Annotated in this window: 14 protein-coding genes; 3 read left to right on the forward strand and 11 right to left on the reverse strand. The window is 49.8% G+C overall.

Annotation, left to right across the window (positions count from 1 at the left end; translation table 11 throughout):
• Positions 1 to 28: 28 nt before the first annotated feature.
• From WJM45_RS02155 to WJM45_RS02205, 11 genes are all read right to left on the reverse strand, one after another.
• Positions 29 to 796: a putative DNA-binding domain-containing protein gene (locus WJM45_RS02155; protein WP_341327363.1), complete on the reverse strand. Its 768-nt coding sequence runs from the start codon at positions 794 to 796 to the stop codon at positions 29 to 31.
• A complete protein-coding gene (locus WJM45_RS02160; protein WP_341327364.1) occupies positions 777 to 1,628 on the reverse strand; it encodes a DUF692 domain-containing protein in 852 nt (283 codons plus the stop codon). Before WJM45_RS02160 ends, WJM45_RS02155 begins: the two co-directional genes overlap by 20 nt.
• A gap of 114 nt (positions 1,629 to 1,742) precedes the next feature.
• Positions 1,743 to 2,072 carry a hypothetical protein gene (locus WJM45_RS02165; protein ID WP_014146925.1) on the reverse strand — a complete coding sequence of 110 codons (330 nt, stop codon included), beginning with the start codon at positions 2,070 to 2,072 and terminating at the stop codon, positions 1,743 to 1,745.
• Positions 2,073 to 3,044: 972 nt separating this feature from the next.
• Positions 3,045 to 3,677 (reverse strand): endonuclease III, encoded by a 633-nt coding sequence (gene nth / locus WJM45_RS02170; protein ID WP_341327365.1) that lies wholly within the window; start codon positions 3,675 to 3,677, stop codon positions 3,045 to 3,047.
• The gene (locus WJM45_RS02175; protein ID WP_341327366.1) at positions 3,674 to 4,363 is read right to left on the reverse strand and encodes an electron transport complex subunit E; all 690 of its coding nucleotides are present in this window, start codon (positions 4,361 to 4,363) and stop codon (positions 3,674 to 3,676) included. Before WJM45_RS02175 ends, nth begins: the two co-directional genes overlap by 4 nt.
• Positions 4,363 to 5,007 carry an electron transport complex subunit RsxG gene (gene rsxG, locus WJM45_RS02180; RefSeq protein ID WP_341327367.1) on the reverse strand — a complete coding sequence of 215 codons (645 nt, stop codon included), beginning with the start codon at positions 5,005 to 5,007 and terminating at the stop codon, positions 4,363 to 4,365. Before rsxG ends, WJM45_RS02175 begins: the two co-directional genes overlap by 1 nt.
• Positions 5,004 to 6,035 (reverse strand): electron transport complex subunit RsxD, encoded by a 1,032-nt coding sequence (rsxD, locus tag WJM45_RS02185; RefSeq protein ID WP_341327368.1) that lies wholly within the window; start codon positions 6,033 to 6,035, stop codon positions 5,004 to 5,006. Before rsxD ends, rsxG begins: the two co-directional genes overlap by 4 nt.
• Positions 6,036 to 7,520, reverse strand: coding sequence for an electron transport complex subunit RsxC (rsxC, locus tag WJM45_RS02190; RefSeq protein WP_341327369.1), 1,485 nt, complete (start codon positions 7,518 to 7,520; stop codon positions 6,036 to 6,038). It abuts the gene before it with no gap.
• A complete protein-coding gene (gene rsxB, locus WJM45_RS02195) occupies positions 7,513 to 8,046 on the reverse strand; it encodes an electron transport complex subunit RsxB (protein ID WP_341327370.1) in 534 nt (177 codons plus the stop codon). Before rsxB ends, rsxC begins: the two co-directional genes overlap by 8 nt.
• Before the next feature lie 181 nt (positions 8,047 to 8,227).
• Positions 8,228 to 8,809 carry an electron transport complex subunit RsxA gene (gene rsxA / locus WJM45_RS02200; protein ID WP_014146933.1) on the reverse strand — a complete coding sequence of 194 codons (582 nt, stop codon included), beginning with the start codon at positions 8,807 to 8,809 and terminating at the stop codon, positions 8,228 to 8,230.
• A gap of 265 nt (positions 8,810 to 9,074) precedes the next feature.
• Positions 9,075 to 11,288, reverse strand: a complete 2,214-nt coding sequence (locus WJM45_RS02205; protein WP_341327371.1) for a carbonic anhydrase family protein — start codon at positions 11,286 to 11,288, stop codon at positions 9,075 to 9,077.
• A gap of 386 nt (positions 11,289 to 11,674) precedes the next feature.
• Between WJM45_RS02205 and gmd the strand changes: the two genes are divergently transcribed.
• The 3 genes from gmd (at position 11,675) to secA (ending at position 16,665) form a co-directional block, all read left to right on the forward strand.
• Positions 11,675 to 12,796 (forward strand): GDP-mannose 4,6-dehydratase, encoded by a 1,122-nt coding sequence (gene gmd, locus WJM45_RS02210; RefSeq protein ID WP_341327372.1) that lies wholly within the window; start codon positions 11,675 to 11,677, stop codon positions 12,794 to 12,796.
• A 2-nt stretch (positions 12,797 to 12,798) separates the two neighbouring features.
• Positions 12,799 to 13,776: a GDP-L-fucose synthase gene (locus tag WJM45_RS02215; protein ID WP_341327373.1), complete on the forward strand. Its 978-nt coding sequence runs from the start codon at positions 12,799 to 12,801 to the stop codon at positions 13,774 to 13,776.
• 171 nt (positions 13,777 to 13,947) lie between these two features.
• Positions 13,948 to 16,665: a preprotein translocase subunit SecA gene (gene secA / locus WJM45_RS02220; protein WP_341327374.1), complete on the forward strand. Its 2,718-nt coding sequence runs from the start codon at positions 13,948 to 13,950 to the stop codon at positions 16,663 to 16,665.
• Positions 16,666 to 16,692 lie beyond the last annotated feature (27 nt).

Consider the following 16,692-nt stretch of genomic DNA (forward strand, 5'->3'; position numbering starts at 1 on the left):
CTGTGCGTGCACGACCCACTTTGAAGTTTTAAGCGCTATAAATAATCGATTTATCCGCTAATTCGCGTAAGCTTTTTAAGCCTTGGTCGATAACCAGCTGCGTATCGCTTGCCTGGAGTTCGCCGGCGAGCTGCGTTAAGCAAGATTCGGCAGTGATTCCCGGAGTATTCTGCACGATCTCCAAAAGACGATAGGTCGATGGCGTTATTTGCATGAACTTCACGCTATCGTCCGGCGCCCGGTAAACGATCAAAAAACTGGGTTGCTCGGGCGCTTCATACGGAATAAAGTCTGTCGAAATTTGATGAACCGGAAAACGATAGGCTAAAAGCCAAGCCAGCGGCGACAAAAATAACGGCAAAGACCTTAAATTTATCTCAGACGCAATGGTTGCGGGCGCTTCTTCTTTTGCGATTGCCAACGCCATTTCCACCCATTCGTAATGCGCGAGTTCGAGCATGAAGGGCAAGTCGTCCGGACACTGGCGTTCGTTTTGCAAATAATCCAAGAATTCTTCGGGGATTTCGGAAAAATAGGGTGTGCTGCTGCGGTGTTCCGAATAAAAGTCCCGCGCGAGCGCAAGCCAGTTTTCCTGCGAGAGCAGCGATTTCAATACCGGAAAATTGCTCGATAAAAAGCTTTCGACATTATTAAAAAACAACTCGCGGTACATCGACATGCGTTCCGGGGCCACATCGTCCGGAGCCGGGTTTCGGTCGGGATTTCTGATGAAAGCGGCAAATTCTTGCTGTTTGGCTTTGAAATCGATTTTGGTTTTATGCTGTTCTACGCTCATGTTGCTTTTCCCAAGCCTGTTGAATGGCGGCGATCGTTTCGGTTTCCTTGATTAATTCCGGTAGTGGCGGAATGTTGAAGTCCCGCTCCAGCAAGGTTGGGAATATGCCGTAGAGTTCGTAAGCCTTGCCAAGTAGTTTCCAAACCGGGTCGATGACCGGAGCGCCGTGCGTGTCGACTAAAAAGTCCTCGGCTTCGACATAATGGCCGGCAATATGTGCATAGGCGATTCGCTGTGCAGGAATCGCTTTTAAAAATGTTTCGGCATCGTAGCCATGATTGATGCTGTTGACATAGATATTGTTGAGATCGAGCAAGATGTCGCAATCGGTTTCGTTGACCACGGCGTTGAAAAAATCGATTTCATCCATTTCACGGCCCGGCGCCGCATAATAGGAAACATTTTCGATCGCGATTTTTTGTTCGAGAATGTCCTGAACGCGGCGAATGCGCGCAGCGGTATGAGTAATCGCTTCTTCGGTAAAAGGGATCGGCATCAGATCGTACAGGTGGCCGTCTTTGCTGCAATAGCTAAGGTGCTCGCTATACAGTTTTATGCCGTGTTCGGCCATGAATGATTTGACGGCCTTGATAAAGGTTTCGTCAAGCGGGTCGGTGCTACCGATCGATAAGGAGAGTCCGTGACAAACGAAGTCGAAACGCTCGGTCATATTGCGCAGTTGCCGGCCGAATTTGCCGCCGATCGTTATCCAGTTTTCGGGAGCGATTTCGTAAAAATCGACTGATGCGGGCGGCGTGTCGACGATGTTATTTAGAAAAGTTCGGCGTAAACCGAGGCCTACGCCACGGACTAGATGTTGAGTCGTGTTCATCGGAACACCTGCTGTTTTTTGCTGGATAGAGGGTGATTGGATCACCCTCTATTAGGACGCAATTGCTTTGTTTGAAGTAAAGCAAAATTTTAATGAAAGCCGTTTCGCTTCATTTTATTTAGTTTTATCGGCATCGCCTTCCGGTTTTGTCATTCCGCCGCATTTGCCTTCTCCGCAAGTCATTTCCTTACTTGACTTGTCGGCAGCCGGCTTTTCGTCTTTTTTGCCGGCGCATTTGCCTTCTTCCATTTTCGGCGTGCTGGTCATGCCGCCGCATTTGCCTTCGCCGCAGGTCATTTCGGCCTCGGCGACTTGCATGTAACCGGAAGAGAGTTCGGTCATACCGAATGGATTAGCCTCGGCGTGCGCAGTAGATAAAGCGAGAGTAGAAACCATAGCGGTGCCCATTGCGGCAGCGAATGGCGATTTGTTCATCTTTTTCATAATAAATCCCAGTGTGTTTTGGTTGTGAAAAAAATCAGATTGATTAACACCTTGTAAGGTTAGCAAAAAAATCTGAATCGTTTATGAATTGCGTTAAGGATTTCGTGATAAATAACGTCCTGCAACTATGAGCTTTGTTGAGTGTTCGGTAACTCGCTTGGCAGGGCGCCGTGAATACGTCCATGTAGGCTTGACGGCGGCTTTCCCTGCCGCCGACACCTGCCAATCGAGTTACCGAACCCTCCAAAAATAGGGAAGTTATTTGCGATCAAATCCTAAGTACAGTATTGCAACATTGCTGCGACAGCGCAGCAACAAGATCAGTTCCTCTTTTTACAATGTTTTGGCGAGGCATGCAAACAGCGGAAATGTTTATTAATAAGGATACAACGGCTTTTTGCAGGGTCAATAGTTAGCAGTTAGCAGTTAGCAGTTAGCAGTGTTTTACTTTTGTGACTTATTCCCTTCTTACTGAAGAATCGTTCAACTTTGTTGGGTATGGGGTATGCCTATCGAGGAGCGCCGTGAACCCGTCCATGGGGGCTTGACGGCGGCTCCCAGCCGCCGACATCCTCGCTAGGCATACCCCACACCTTCTCGTTCTTATACGCTTTTTCAGTCAAAAGGGAGTAATTGAACCCAATAATTTCATTAAACACTTTCACGCTCTTTCCCAAGCTCCAGCTTGGGAAAAACACCCCGGAAGCTCCAGCTTCCTGAGACCGACACAACCTCCGCTCACTCTCAATCAACCCCGCGACTCGCTCGTTCAATTTTTCTTGATTGTCGGGAAGCTAGAGCTTCCTGAACAGGTTACCCAAGCTGGAGCTTGGGTAACAGCATATTTTAGTTTTTGCGACTACGACTGGCCCCTGCTTGGACACTTGGTTTCGGCAAGCTGAAGCATCTTGCTAATCAGGTAATCTATTGAATTAACTTCTGATTCTTCATGATCTTCATGGTGAAATAGATTTAAACAGTCTTCTCCTTGAATTCGCAGAGCTCGACGATGATACAGTCCGGGCATTTCGGTTTTCTTGCCGTGCAAGTATATCGGCCGTGAAGGATCAGCAGATGATGCGCATCTTTTTTGTGGGCTTTCGGGACGTATTTGTCCAGTTTTCGTTCGACTTCGAGCACGTTTTTTCCTGGGGCGATACGTGTTCTGTTCGCGACTCGGAAGATATGGGTGTCGACTGCAATCGTCGGGTGGCCGAACGCGGTGTTCAAAATGACGTTTGCCGTTTTACGGCCGACGCCGGGTAACGCTTCGAGCTCGTCGCGGGTTTGCGGAATCTGTCCATTGTGTTTTTCGAGCACTTGCCGACACAGTTGAATGATGTTTGCAGCCTTGCTGTTGAACAGCCCGATAGTCTTGATATGTTCCTTTAAACCGGCTTCGCCTAGGTTCAAAATCGATTCGGGCGTATTGGCGATGGGGAATAATTGTGCCGTGGCTTTGTTGACGCCCTTGTCGGTGGCTTGGGCCGACAATACGACAGCGATAAGCAGTTCGAAAGGCGACGAGTATGTTAGTTCGGTAGTCGGTTCCGGTGTCGCTGCCGCCAGTTTGTCGAAAATTGCCTGACGTTTGGTTTGGTTCACTGTTCCTGGGCGGCTTGAATCGGGATCTGAATATGTGCCGGTTTACGCTGTTCGACCTTGGCGTCGATAATATTTTTTAATGCGATCAACAAGCCGAGGCCGATAAACGCGCCGGGCGGTAAAATTGCCAGCAACATACCGGAATAATCGGTTATCACATCGATTTGCCAGGTTTTAGCCGCTTCGCCGAACATCAATTCGGCCTTCGCGAATAAAGTTCCCGAACCGATGATTTCACGCAAACTGCCAAGCGTTACTAGGGCAAAGGTAAAGCCGAGGCCCATCGATAGGCCGTCTAATAAAGCCTTGTCGGCACGTTGCTTTGAAGCATACGCTTCGGCCCGGCCGATGATAGAGCAGTTGGTGACGATCAACGGAATGAAAATGCCGAGGATTTTATAAAGTCCGAAGAACCACGCGTTCATCGCGAGTTCGATCATCGTGACCACGCTGGCAATGACCAGTACGAAAACCGGTAAACGGATTTCGTCGGGAACGAAGTTACGTATCAGTGAGACGATCGTGTTCGACATGACCAATGTCATCGTCGTCGCAAGGCCTAGTCCGAGACCGTTAATGACCGTGTTGCTTACGGCAAGCAGCGGGCACAGTCCGAGTAATGCGACGAAGGCTTGATTATTGAGCCATAAGCCGTCTTTGACGATTTTACTGTATTCGGAGAACATTAATTTCCTCCTTCGGGAGTCGATTTTGTCGTTGAAAAAATCCGGGCCTGGTTATGCTTGAAATAAAGCAATGCGTTTTTAACGGCCCCTACAACCGCTCGCGGCGTGATCGTTGCGCCGGTCAATTGGTCGAAGTGGCCGCCATCGCGCTTAACGTCCCATTGCGATTGGTGAGGCTCGTCGAGCGATTTACCATCGAATGATGAAATCCAGTCGCTACGCTCGATTTCAATGCGGTCGCCAAGGCCTGGTGTTTCGCGATGCGAAAGGGTCCGGACGCCGCTAATAGTGCCATCGGTTTTTACGGCTACCAACAGGCTGATATTGCCGCTATAACCGTTAGGTGTTATCACCGTCATGACCGCGGCGACCGGCTTGCCTTGTTGTCGGGCGCGATAAATGACTGTCGGTTTTGTGGAGCCCTGGTTGAGGTCGGTCACTTCGAGCGTATCGTTGACGATGTCGTTGTCGTAAAGCGACTCGGGGATCACGGCTTTTAAATTGGTCAGTAAGGCCTGCCGTTCATTTTCCTGTATTTTGGCTTCGGTTTTATGAAAAGTGAGTGAGGTTAAGCCCAGGCCCAGCAACGAAAATCCGCCCAATATCGCGGCTGCCGATAAAGTTTTTTTAATAATAGCGTTCATGCTTTTTGACCGAAGACGCGAGGCCGCGTGAAATAATCGATTGCCGGCGCCGTTAAATTACCCAATAAAACCGCGAAAGCCATTGCATCCGGGTAGCCGCCCCAAACACGAATTACATAAACCAACGAACCGATAAGTAGTCCATAAATAAGCCGGCCATTAACCGATGTGGCTGCGGTCACAGGATCGGTTGCGATGAAAAATGCGCCCAGCATCGTCGCGCCGGCGACTAAGTGAAAACTTGGCGCGGCAAACTGATTGTTGTCGATCGCATAACAGATACTCGCGAATAGACCGAGTCCAAGCAGCAATCCGACCGGAATTTGCCAGCCGATGATTTTACGCCACATGAGCCAGAGCCCGCCAAGCAAATAGCCTCCGGCCACCCATTCCCAACCTTTTCCTGCTAAAAGTCCGAAAACGGAATCGGTTTTTATTTCCGGTACCGATCTGCCTAGCCCCAATTGAGTCCTGACGCTATCTAGCGGTGTGGCCATCGTGACTGCATCGAATTCGATGTTTGCCGGTAGTTGCTCGAGAAAAATCAATTTAAGCCAGTCGACTTCGTTCAATGCGGCCGAGCCGAGTTCGATTGGCGCGAGCCAAGCGGTCATTTGCATTGGAAACGAGACCAATAGTAAGACATAGCCAGCCATCGCAGGATTGAACGGGTTGTAACCCAAGCCGCCGTATAAATGTTTGGCGATTACGATCGCGAACAAGACACCTACGACGGTAATCCACCATGGCGCAATAACCGGCAGCGAAATGGCTAGTAGCACCGCGGTCACGATGGCGCTCAAGTCTTTGAGCGTCGAGCCGATCGGTCTGCCGCGTAAGCCCAGAATCGATGCTTCGGCAAGCAGTGCAACGGCAACTGCTAGGGCAATGTTGATTAAGACGCCGATGCCGAAAAACCAAGTCATCGCGGCAATGCCGGGAATCAAGGCCAACAAGACTTGCAGCATGACCCGGTCAACACTGTTGACAGGTTGAAGGTGCGGCGACATGACGGTTGAGAATTTCATTTATTCCGCTCCTTCGGTGGCGGTTTCAGCGGCTTTTAATTTGGCTAGGGCTTCTTTTTTGCGGCGAGAGCGTTCGGCTCTCTCGGCCTGTTCACGAGCCTTGCGTTCAAGAAGGAAGTCGTGCCGGCGTTTCGCGATGGCTGCTTTTTCAGCCTCTTTGGCCTTGGCGATGGTCTTACTTTTCGCGGCTCGGTAATATTGCACCAATGGGATCTGGCTTGGACAAACAACCTCGCAACAGCCGCATTCGATACAATCGAATAGGCTAAATTCTTTGCATTTCTCCAAATTGCCGGCTCGGCTATGCCAGTAAAGCTGTTGCGGCAGCAAGTCTACCGGGCAGGCTTTCGCGCAATCGCCGCAGCGAATACAAGGCCGGGTCTCTTTACTTGTAGCGACTTCGGATCCGGCGGCGGCTAGAATGCAGTTGGTGGCCTTGACGATTGGTATGTCGTCCTCGGGCAACGCGAAACCCATCATGGGGCCGCCCATGATCAAACGCTCCACAGAGTCTTGATAGCCGCCGCATTGGTTGATCAGATCGCTAATCGGCGTGCCGATGCGCGCGCGCATGTTTTGTTGTTGTTTTACGCCTTGGCCGGTGACGGTCACGACTCGCTCGGTTAACGGTAGGCCGCGGCAAATGGCGTTATACACGGCCGCGGCCGTGCCGACGTTTTGACAAATTACGCCCACATCGGCCGGAATGCCGCCTGACGGCGTTTCTTTGCCGGTAACGACGCGGATTAATTGTTTTTCCCCTCCGGTCGGATACAGGGCAGGGATTTTCACTACGGTCAGTCGGCGATCCCTCGATTGTTCGATGGCGGCCGATAATGCCTGAAACGCTTCGGTCATATGATCTTCGACGGCGATAATACCATCGCCGACTTGCAGCGCATGCATCAAAATCAGCGCGCCTTGAACGATAGCATCCGGTTCGGCTTGCATCAGGACATTGTCGCAGGTGATATAGGGTTCGCATTCGGCGCCGTTCAATATCAGCGTGTCGATATGGCGTTGCGGTCCCGGGTTCAGCTTGATCGAGGTAGGGAACGCCGCGCCGCCGAGACCGACAATGCCTGCTTGGCGGATTTTGGCGCGCAACGTAGCAGCGGGCTCTAAGCGGTAATCTTCAACGGGTTCCGGCGGCAATGCTTCATCGCGTCCGTCGGTGTCGATGATGATGCACGGATCCGATAAGCCGGAGGGGTGGGGTATGATGCGATCTTCAATTGATTTAACAGTACCCGAGCTTGCTGCATGAAGCGGGGTTGCCAGGAAATGATCGGAATCTGCGATGATTTGGCCGCGCAGCACAGTATCGCCAGGAGCGACGGTCGCTTTGAGTTGTACGCCGGGCCTTTGTTGCAAAGGATAGATCAGTTGTTTCGGCAGCTCAGCATTAACGATCGGCCGGTGTGCCGAAAGGTTTTTATGGGCGGGCAGGCGCAAGCCGCCATGAAAGCGCCAAGTTTTAAGCATATTTCTTTACCGGTTCCGGCCATTGCCAGTTGTTTAGGTCTTCGGGTATCGGCTCCATAACGATGCAATCGACCGGGCAAGGGTCGACGCAAAGCTCGCAGCCTGTGCATTCGTCGGCTATCACGGTATGCATCATCTTCGCGGAGCCAAGTATCGCATCGACCGGGCAAGCTTGAATGCATTTGGTGCAGCCGATGCACAGGTCCTCGATGATGACCGCGACGCTTTTGGGTTTTTCTTCGCCGAATTCGGCGTTGAGCGGTTTTGCTTCGACGCCCAGTAAGTCGGCCAGCGCTTCGACGCCGTCTTGTCCTCCCGGCGGGCATTGGTTAATATCGGCATCGCCGGCAGCGATCGCTTCGGCATAAGGACGGCAGCCGGGAAAGCTGCATTGCCCGCATTGCGTTTGCGGAAGAATCGCTTCGATTTTATCGACAATCGGATCGCCTTCGACCCTAAAATAGATGGCCGAAAATCCGAGTATTACGCCAAATACGGCAAATGTGATGCAAATGATTAGTATCATCGGATTTATCTGGTCGAATTAGAATAATTGGTATTTGAGTAACAATCCACGTTCATCGTTCCATCGCTTTGCACTGATGGCATGAGGTTTATTGCATTTTACATTCGCCCTGCGTGTGTCGAGGGTAAATGTAAAATTAGAATGGGTTTGCGTGAGCGATTACGTGAAATTGATTGGCTGTCTAGCCTTTAACTAAGCCGCTGAATCCCATGAAGGCCATGGACATTAATCCGGCCGTTACTAGCGCTATCGAGTTGCCTTTGAACGGCAGGGGGACGTCGGCAACGTCGATTCTTTCGCGTAGCGTCGAAAAAAGGGTCAATACCAGCGAAAAACCGACCGCGGCGCCGAAACCGTATAAAGCCGATTCCAAGAAGCCGTGTTGGGTTTGTACGTTCAGCAGGGCAACGCCTAGAACCGCGCAATTAGTGGTAATCAGCGGCAAAAAAATTCCCAATACCTGGTAAAGGAGCGGACTGGTTTTGTGAACGACCATTTCGGTAAATTGCACGACAAAGGCAATCACGACGATAAAGGTGATCGTACGTAAATATTCCAGTTCTAGTGGAATCAACAGATAACGATTCGCCAAATAACTGCAAACGGCGGATAAGGTCAGTACAAAAGTCGTCGCGAACCCCATTCCCAAGGCCGTTTCCAGTTTTCGGGAGACGCCCATAAAAGGGCATAATCCTAAAAATCTTACCAGTACAAAATTATTGACCAGTATCGTGCTTATCAGAATGATTAGATATTCTTTCATCGGCTGAACTAAATCCGGATAGGCCGGAAAAGGGTAATTGGAAATGTTGCATTTTCAAGACAACGTATTTCAAGCGATAATAACCAACTATAACACTAAAGAATTATTCTGCAAACCAAGGCCTGTTGATCTATAACGAACAAGACCGTGCATTATAGCGATATTCGCCAAAAAACAAAAACTCGGCGGATTTGTTGCGGTTGATTTAATAAGCTAGGGTTGTTGCTATGGTTTTGTTGTTCGGCTGCGACAATGTAGACGTATACTATTCAAAAAAACTCACTATACCGTTTTCAATATTATACATGGCGCCGATTATTCCGATTTCGCCGCTATTTGCCATCGCATTCAGAAGAGGGCTCTGCTGTCTGATTTGTTTTACCATGATTTCGACGTTGCGTTCGGCAATTTGTTCAACGAGAGAGTCGTCAGGTTTGCTGATTCGAGCTAGCCGGCCGTTTTTAACCGAGTCGACCGCAGGGCGAATCTTATCGAGCAAGCCGGTTAGGTGATCGAGTTTGGTGTCTGCGCAGGCGCCTTTGATTGCGCCGCAGTGGCTATGGCCGAGCACGACAATCAGCTTGGAACCAGCTAATTTACACGCAAATTCCATGCTGCCTAATATATCGTTATTAATAACATTGCCGGCAATGCGAACGCTGAATATGTCGCCTAAACCTTGGTCGAAAATTAATTCGGCCGAGGTGCGCGAATCGATGCAGCTAAGAATAATCGCAAACGGAAACTGGCCTTCGACGGTTTCATTAATTTGTTCCAACAGGTTACGGTTGGCTTTAAGATTGTAGACGAATCGTTGGTTGCCTGCTTTTAAGATTTCTAAAACATCTGCCGGCGTCAGCGACTGTTGCGATTCTTTGTCGAGCGGATGAACTCTTTGCACCGGCTCGAGAACGCCGTAACCCCTCAGGTTTTCGATAACTAAATGAATATTTTTGCGTTCGGCTTCGGTTTTAAAGTTTTGTATGATTTCATAGACGTCGAAGTCGATGTATTTGGAGCCGGTTGCATCGATAACGACCTCGGAATTTTCGGGAAGTTGGTCAAGTAATTGCAGGATATTGGCTTTATTAAGAAAAGAAACGTGTTCCGATAAAGTAATGAAGTTTTTATTGGCTTTTTGTTCCTGATGCAGATAAAAACCGACTTTTAAATTTTCCAGCAAAATAAAAAACAGTGCGATGCTCATGCCGATCGCAATGCCGGTTAGCATGTCGGTAAAAATAAGCCCAAGCACAGTCGCGGCAAAGGGGGTGAAGTGATATATCCCCGTTCGGTACATCGTTATGAAGCGACGCAAGTCCGCCATCTGGTAACCGATGACTAACAAAACCGCCGCAAGACTAGCCAGCGGAATGGTATTCAAGAGGCCGGGAATCGATATTACCGCTGTTAGTAATAATATGCCATGAATGAAAGCCGAGGCCTTGGTTCTGCCGCCCGATAGGATATTGGCAGAGCTGCGTACGATGACTTGGGCGATCGGGATGCCGCCTAACAAGCCGGAACAAATGTTGCCGATGCCCTGTGCTTTCAGTTCCCTATCATTTGGCGTCACTCTTTTATACGGGTCTAGCTTATCGACGGCTTTGACGCACAATAGAGTTTCAAGACTGGCAACCATGGCTAGGGTGAACCCGGTCGTGTAAACCGATGGGTTGGTGATTTGCGAAAAATCCGGCAGCGTTAGGTAAGCAATCAGTTCGAAGGCTCGATCGACCTCGGGCAATGAAACCAAATGATTGCCGCTCAAAGCCAACTCGGGAAACCATCCGAGGAATAGTTGATTAAACGCTACGCCGGTTAATATGGCCGCCAATGCGCCGTGAATCCATTGCGTAAAACGGTATCGTTTAATGAATGGCGACTCCCAAAGCAGTAGAATAGCCAGCGAGGCCAACGAAATAATGACCGCGCTGGGAGAAATAAAATCGAGCATATGGATCAATTCGGATGTCGTTGTGAATTGGTCGCTTTGTGTAAAGAAGATATCGCCTTCGTAATCTACGTCGTAGCCGAATGCATGCGGTATCTGTTTCAGAAAAATGATAATGCCGATTCCGGTCAACATGCCGGATATGACCGCGGATGGGAAATAATAGCCGACGATGCCGGCTCCGATTCGTCCCATGATCACCTGAATGAAACCTGCGATAACGACGCTTAGCAGAAAGGCTTCAAAGCCAAGACTTTGTATCGCTCCATGGGCGATAATCGCAATACCGGCAGCGGGCCCGCTTATACCCAGAGATGATCCGCTTAAACCGGAAACGACCAGTCCGCCGATGATTCCGGCAATCAGTCCTGAAAACAGCGGTGCGCCGGATGCCAGTGCGATGCCTAGCGATAACGGCACGGCGACCAAAAAAACCACGACGCCGGCGGGAAAATCGCGCCTAAGGCTGGCGGTAAAGCCGAAAATGTGCTTGCGTTCGCTCATCAAAGGCTGATTTTTTAACATGATTTTATCCGGTTAACGCTGGGTTTCTTAAATTAAGGTGCTGAACTATTATAGTCCGCCTAGAAGAATATAACGCACACAACGGGTTTATTACAGCAATTCCCGCTTGACGAGGATGCCGGCGGCATACCTAAGATTCTTTCTTGAGCAATCTTTTGAATATACCTATCGCACATGAAATTTCGGCATTCGACTCCCTCGCCCACAGTGGGAGAGGGCTGGGGTGAGGGTTTTAAAAAACCGAAATTTGATGTGCGAACACTATATTTAGGTGCTTCGATAAGCCTGTGCCGAAATTTGACCGGCAAAGGGTTTGTCTTGGTGTCACAAAATTTATTTCGCAACATTAATATGATTTGCGAATGAGTAACTAAAATGAGCATTTTATGACAAAAAAAGCATTAATTACCGGCATCACCGGGCAGGACGGATCTTATTTGGCCGAGTTTTTACTCGAGAAAGGCTATGAAGTTCACGGCATCAAACGCCGCGCCTCTCTATTCAATACACAACGGGTCGATCATATATACCAAGACCCGCATGTCGAAAATCAAAAGTTCGTATTGCATTACGGCGATTTGACCGATTCTTCCAATCTGACCCGCATTTTGCAAGAAGTACAGCCGGATGAAGTGTATAACCTAGGCGCGCAGTCTCATGTCGCGGTAAGTTTCGAATCGCCGGAGTACACGGCCGATGTTGATGCGATGGGGACGCTTCGTTTATTGGAAGCGATTCGTTTGTTGGGCTTAGAGCAAAAAACCCGCTTTTATCAGGCATCCACTTCGGAATTATACGGCTTGGTACAAGAAACTCCGCAGAAAGAGACTACGCCGTTTTATCCGCGCTCGCCTTATGCGGCGGCCAAGCTTTATGCCTATTGGATTACCGTGAATTACCGAGAAGCCTACGGCATGTATGCCTGCAACGGCATTTTGTTCAATCACGAATCGCCGCGCCGGGGTGAAACCTTCGTGACCCGGAAGATTACCCGAGGCTTGGCCAATATTGCGCAAGGCGTCGAACAGTGTCTTTTCATGGGGAATATGAATGCGCTTCGTGACTGGGGGCACGCCAAGGACTACGTGCGCATGCAGTGGATGATGCTGCAGCAGGACGAACCCGACGACTTCGTCATCGCGGCCGGCGTGCAATTCAGCGTTCGCGAGTTTATCGAATGGTCTGCGTCCGAGCTGGGGATAACGCTCCGTTTCGAAGGCAGCGGGGTTGACGAGGTCGGCGTGGTCGAAGCGATTGACGGCGATTCGGCGCCGGCATTGTCGGCAGGCGATGTCATCGTTCGCGTCGATCCGCGTTATTTTCGTCCGGCAGAGGTCGAAACGCTATTGGGCGATCCCACCAAGGCCAAGGAAAAACTCGGTTGGGTGCCGGAAATTACGGTGCGCGAGATGTGCGCCGAAATGGTGCGCGAAGACCTTAAAGCCGCCAAACGCCATGCCTTATTGAAGTCTCACGGGCTTGATTTACCAGTTTCGGTGGAGAGCTAATAATGAGCCGCGATCTCAATCACACTATTTTCGTGGCCGGTCATCGAGGCATGGTCGGTTCCGCGATCGTTCGCCGCTTACAAAGTTTAGGTTACCGGTCTATTTTAACGGCAGGGCGGGACGAGCTTGATCTATTGGATCAGGCAGCGGTACAGGCCTACTTTTCGGCGCACCGGATCGATCAGGTTTATTTGGCGGCGGCCAAGGTCGGCGGCATTCATGCCAATAACACCTTGCCGGCCGAATTTATCTACCAAAACTTGATGATCGAGGCGAATATCATCCATGCGGCCCATCTTAGAGGCGTTCAACGTTTGTTGTTTTTGGGCTCGTCTTGCATCTACCCAAAACTTGCCGAGCAGCCGATGCAAGAGCAGGCGTTGTTGACGGGGCTGCTCGAGCCGACCAACGAACCGTATGCGATCGCCAAAATTGCCGGGATCAAATTATGCGAGAGCTATAACCGTCAATATGGGCGCGATTACCGCAGCGTGATGCCGACCAATCTCTATGGGCCGAACGATAACTTTCATCCCGAAAACAGCCATGTGATACCGGCCTTGATTCGGCGCTTTCATGAAGCGGTTCAAGCCGGCGATGACGAAGTCGTGATTTGGGGCAGCGGGACGCCAATGCGTGAATTTTTGCATGTCGACGACATGGCCGCCGCCAGCGTGCATGTGATGGAGCTGGATACCGGTATTTACCAAGCGAATACGCAGCCGATGTTGTCACACATCAATGTCGGAACCGGGGTGGATTGTACGATTCGGGAGCTGGCCGAAACGCTCGCGAAGGTGGCCGGGTTCAAAGGCAAGTTGAGCTTCGATGCGACCAAGCCGGACGGGACGCCCCGTAAGCTGATGGATGTATCGCGGCTCAGATCGTTGGGCTGGGAATATCGTATCGGTTTAGAGGAAGGTTTAACCGATGCTTACCGATGGTTTGTCGATCATATCGGGCAGGCTAGGATACAGTGATGAATGCCTCTTCTTGATCGTTAAGGTTTAACAATCCAGCCTTTGATATACGGCAATATCTGAAGTCGATGCGTAGAAGCTATAAGAGCTTTTAACTGTAACTAATGGGGTAGAAGGTATATAATCCGAAACTTTTAAATAGTTATTACTCAATTCTCACCGGAAAAAAGCATGGTTGGTAAGCTGGTTAAATTTATTGTAGGTAGTCGCAATGACCGACTGGTCAAAAAGAAAAGGAAGCTGGTCAAAAAAATTAATGCGCTCGCTTCCGATTATGAAAAATTATCCGATGGCGAATTAAAAGCCAAGACTCAAGAGTTCCGTGATCGTCTCAAGCGGGGCGAAAAGTTGGATGATTTGATCCCGGAAGCCTTTGCAACGGTAAGGGAAGCCTCCGCTCGGGTATTCGGCATGCGTCATTACGATGTGCAGCTTATCGGGGGTATGGTTCTTAATGACGGCAAGATTGCCGAAATGAAGACCGGCGAGGGAAAAACCTTGATGGCGACCTTGGCGGCTTATCTTAATGCTTTGCCGGGGCGCGGAGTGCATGTTGTCACGGTCAACGATTATCTGGCGGCTCGCGACGCGCAATGGATGGGGCGCGTATACGAGTTTTTAGGTTTGACGACCGGCGTTATCGTTAGTCGCATGGATAGCGCGGAGAGACGGACCGCTTACGCCGCCGATATCACCTACGGTACCAACAACGAGTTCGGCTTCGACTATTTGCGCGACAACATGGCTTTCAGCTTGGCGCAAAAAGTTCAAAGGGATTTAGCATTTGCGATCGTCGACGAGGTGGATTCGATTTTAATCGACGAGGCGCGCACGCCATTGATTATTTCCGGACCGACCGAGGAAAGCACTGATATTTATATCAAAGCCAACGAGATCGTGCCCTTTTTGACCAAACAAGAAAAAGAAGATGGTCCGGGCGATTTCTTTGTCGACGAGAAAACCCGGCAGATTTATTTGACCGAGGAAGGTCATGAGCGCGTCGAACAATTGATGACCGAACATGGCTTGATGGTCGATGGCGGTAGTCTTTACGATGCGTCTAATATTCGGCTGATGCATTACCTCAATGCGTCGTTGCGCGCCCATCATTTATTTCAAAAAGACGTCGATTATATTGTCGCGAACAATGAAGTCATGATCGTCGATGAATTTACCGGGCGCATTATGCAGGGGCGGCGTTGGTCTGAAGGTCTGCATCAGGCCATCGAAGCCAAAGAACGCGTGACGATACAAAATGAAAATCAAACGCTGGCCTCGATTACATTCCAAAATTATTTCCGCCTCTATGAAAAGCTGTCCGGGATGACCGGAACAGCCGATACCGAAGCTTTTGAATTGAACAAGATTTACGGTCTTGAAGTAGTCGTCATTCCGACCCATCGCCCGATGATTCGTAAAGACATGGGCGATTTGGTTTATTTGACGGCTCGTGAAAAATACCAGGCCATTGCTCAAGACATCAAAAGTTGCGTCGAACGCGGCCAGCCGGTTTTGGTCGGAACGACATCGATCGAAAACTCCGAGATCATTTCCGCATTACTTACCAAGGAAAATATTAAGCACGAAGTATTGAATGCCAAACAGCATGAACGCGAAGCGCATATTATCGAACAGGCCGGTATGCCGGGCGCGGTAACGATTGCAACCAATATGGCCGGGCGAGGTACCGACATCGTGTTGGGCGGTAATCTTGATGCGGAATTGGCGGCGCTGGGCGAGGAGGCCTCAGAAGAAGATCGGGAAAAAGTTCGCGGAGCATGGCTCGATCGTCATCAACAAGTCATTGCCAGCGGCGGCTTGCATGTAATCGGTTCCGAGCGTCACGAATCGCGGCGTATCGACAATCAGCTACGGGGGCGCTCGGGGCGGCAAGGCGACCCGGGCTCTACAAGATTCTACTTATCGCTCGAAGATCCGTTAATGCGTATTTTTGCCTCCGACCGCGTTGCAGGCTTGATGCAAAAATTGGGCATGGGTGATGGCGAGGCGATCGAGCACCCTTGGGTCACTCGTTCGATTGAAAACGCTCAACGAAAAGTCGAAAGCCGGAATTTCGACATACGTAAACAAATCTTGGCTTACGATGATGTCGCTAACGATCAGCGCAAAGTGATCTATGCGCAACGCAACGAGCTTATGGCTGCGGAAGATATTTCCGATATCATGAGCGAAATCCGCAAGGATGTGGTTAATAATGTCATTACGCAATACATTCCGCCAAAAACAATGGAAGAGCAGTGGGATACCAAAGGTCTGGAAGATCATCTTTTGCAAGAATTTAATGCCGATATACCGGTCAGGCAAATGCTGGAGGATGACAAAAGACTTAATGAAGCCTCGTTGCGTGAGCGGATTGTCGAGTTGGTCGAGCAAAACTATAAGGAAAAAGAACTCAAGATTGAACCTAAAGTATTGCGGCATTTCGAGAAATCGGTGATGTTGCAAGTCTTGGACAATAGTTGGAAGGAACATTTGGCGGCGATGGATCATTTGCGTCAGGGCATTCATTTTAGAGGTTATGCGCAAAAAGATCCGAAGCAAGAATATAAGCGTGAAGCTTTCGAAATGTTTACCAGTTTGCTGGATCACATCAAGTACGAAGTGATTGGTATCCTTGCGAAGGTTCAAGTGACTCAGGAAGAGGATGTTCAGGCGATAGATGAAATGAGACAAGCGCCCAAGGAAATGCATTACGAGCATGCCGAGGCGGAGCCGATAGCGGCCCCGGTCGAGGATGCGCCGCCGATGGAGCCGGAAAAACCTGTCGATCAGCCGTTTGTTAGAAATGAGCGTAAGGTAGGCCGTAACGACCCTTGTCCATGCGGGTCGGGAAAAAAATATAAGCAATGCCATGGGCGTATCAGTTAGATGCTCCCTTCGAGTGTTTCTAGTTGG

This window comes from Methylotuvimicrobium sp. KM2 (assembly GCF_038051925.1).
In the GTDB taxonomy this organism is placed as follows: Bacteria; Pseudomonadota; Gammaproteobacteria; order Methylococcales; family Methylomonadaceae; genus Methylotuvimicrobium.

Bases quoted from the DNA above. Each gene is read 5' to 3' on its own strand.
- rsxB (WP_341327370.1), bottom strand. From the start codon at position 8,046: ATGATACTAATCATTTGCATCACATTTGCCGTATTTGGCGTAATACTC.
- WJM45_RS02160 (WP_341327364.1), bottom strand. From the start codon at position 1,628: ATGAACACGACTCAACATCTAGTCCGTGGCGTAGGCCTCGGTTTACGC.
- WJM45_RS02205 (WP_341327371.1), bottom strand. From the start codon at position 11,288: ATGTTAAAAAATCAGCCTTTGATGAGCGAACGCAAGCACATTTTCGGC.
- gmd (WP_341327372.1), top strand. From the start codon at position 11,675: ATGACAAAAAAAGCATTAATTACCGGCATCACCGGGCAGGACGGATCT.
- rsxG (WP_341327367.1), bottom strand. From the start codon at position 5,007: ATGAACGCTATTATTAAAAAAACTTTATCGGCAGCCGCGATATTGGGC.
- WJM45_RS02215 (WP_341327373.1), top strand. From the start codon at position 12,799: ATGAGCCGCGATCTCAATCACACTATTTTCGTGGCCGGTCATCGAGGC.
- WJM45_RS02155 (WP_341327363.1), bottom strand. From the start codon at position 796: ATGAGCGTAGAACAGCATAAAACCAAAATCGATTTCAAAGCCAAACAG.
- secA (WP_341327374.1), top strand. From the start codon at position 13,948: ATGGTTGGTAAGCTGGTTAAATTTATTGTAGGTAGTCGCAATGACCGA.
- rsxC (WP_341327369.1), bottom strand. From the start codon at position 7,520: ATGCTTAAAACTTGGCGCTTTCATGGCGGCTTGCGCCTGCCCGCCCAT.
- rsxA (WP_014146933.1), bottom strand. From the start codon at position 8,809: ATGAAAGAATATCTAATCATTCTGATAAGCACGATACTGGTCAATAAT.
- WJM45_RS02165 (WP_014146925.1), bottom strand. From the start codon at position 2,072: ATGAAAAAGATGAACAAATCGCCATTCGCTGCCGCAATGGGCACCGCT.
- rsxD (WP_341327368.1), bottom strand. From the start codon at position 6,035: ATGAAATTCTCAACCGTCATGTCGCCGCACCTTCAACCTGTCAACAGT.
- WJM45_RS02175 (WP_341327366.1), bottom strand. From the start codon at position 4,363: ATGTTCTCCGAATACAGTAAAATCGTCAAAGACGGCTTATGGCTCAAT.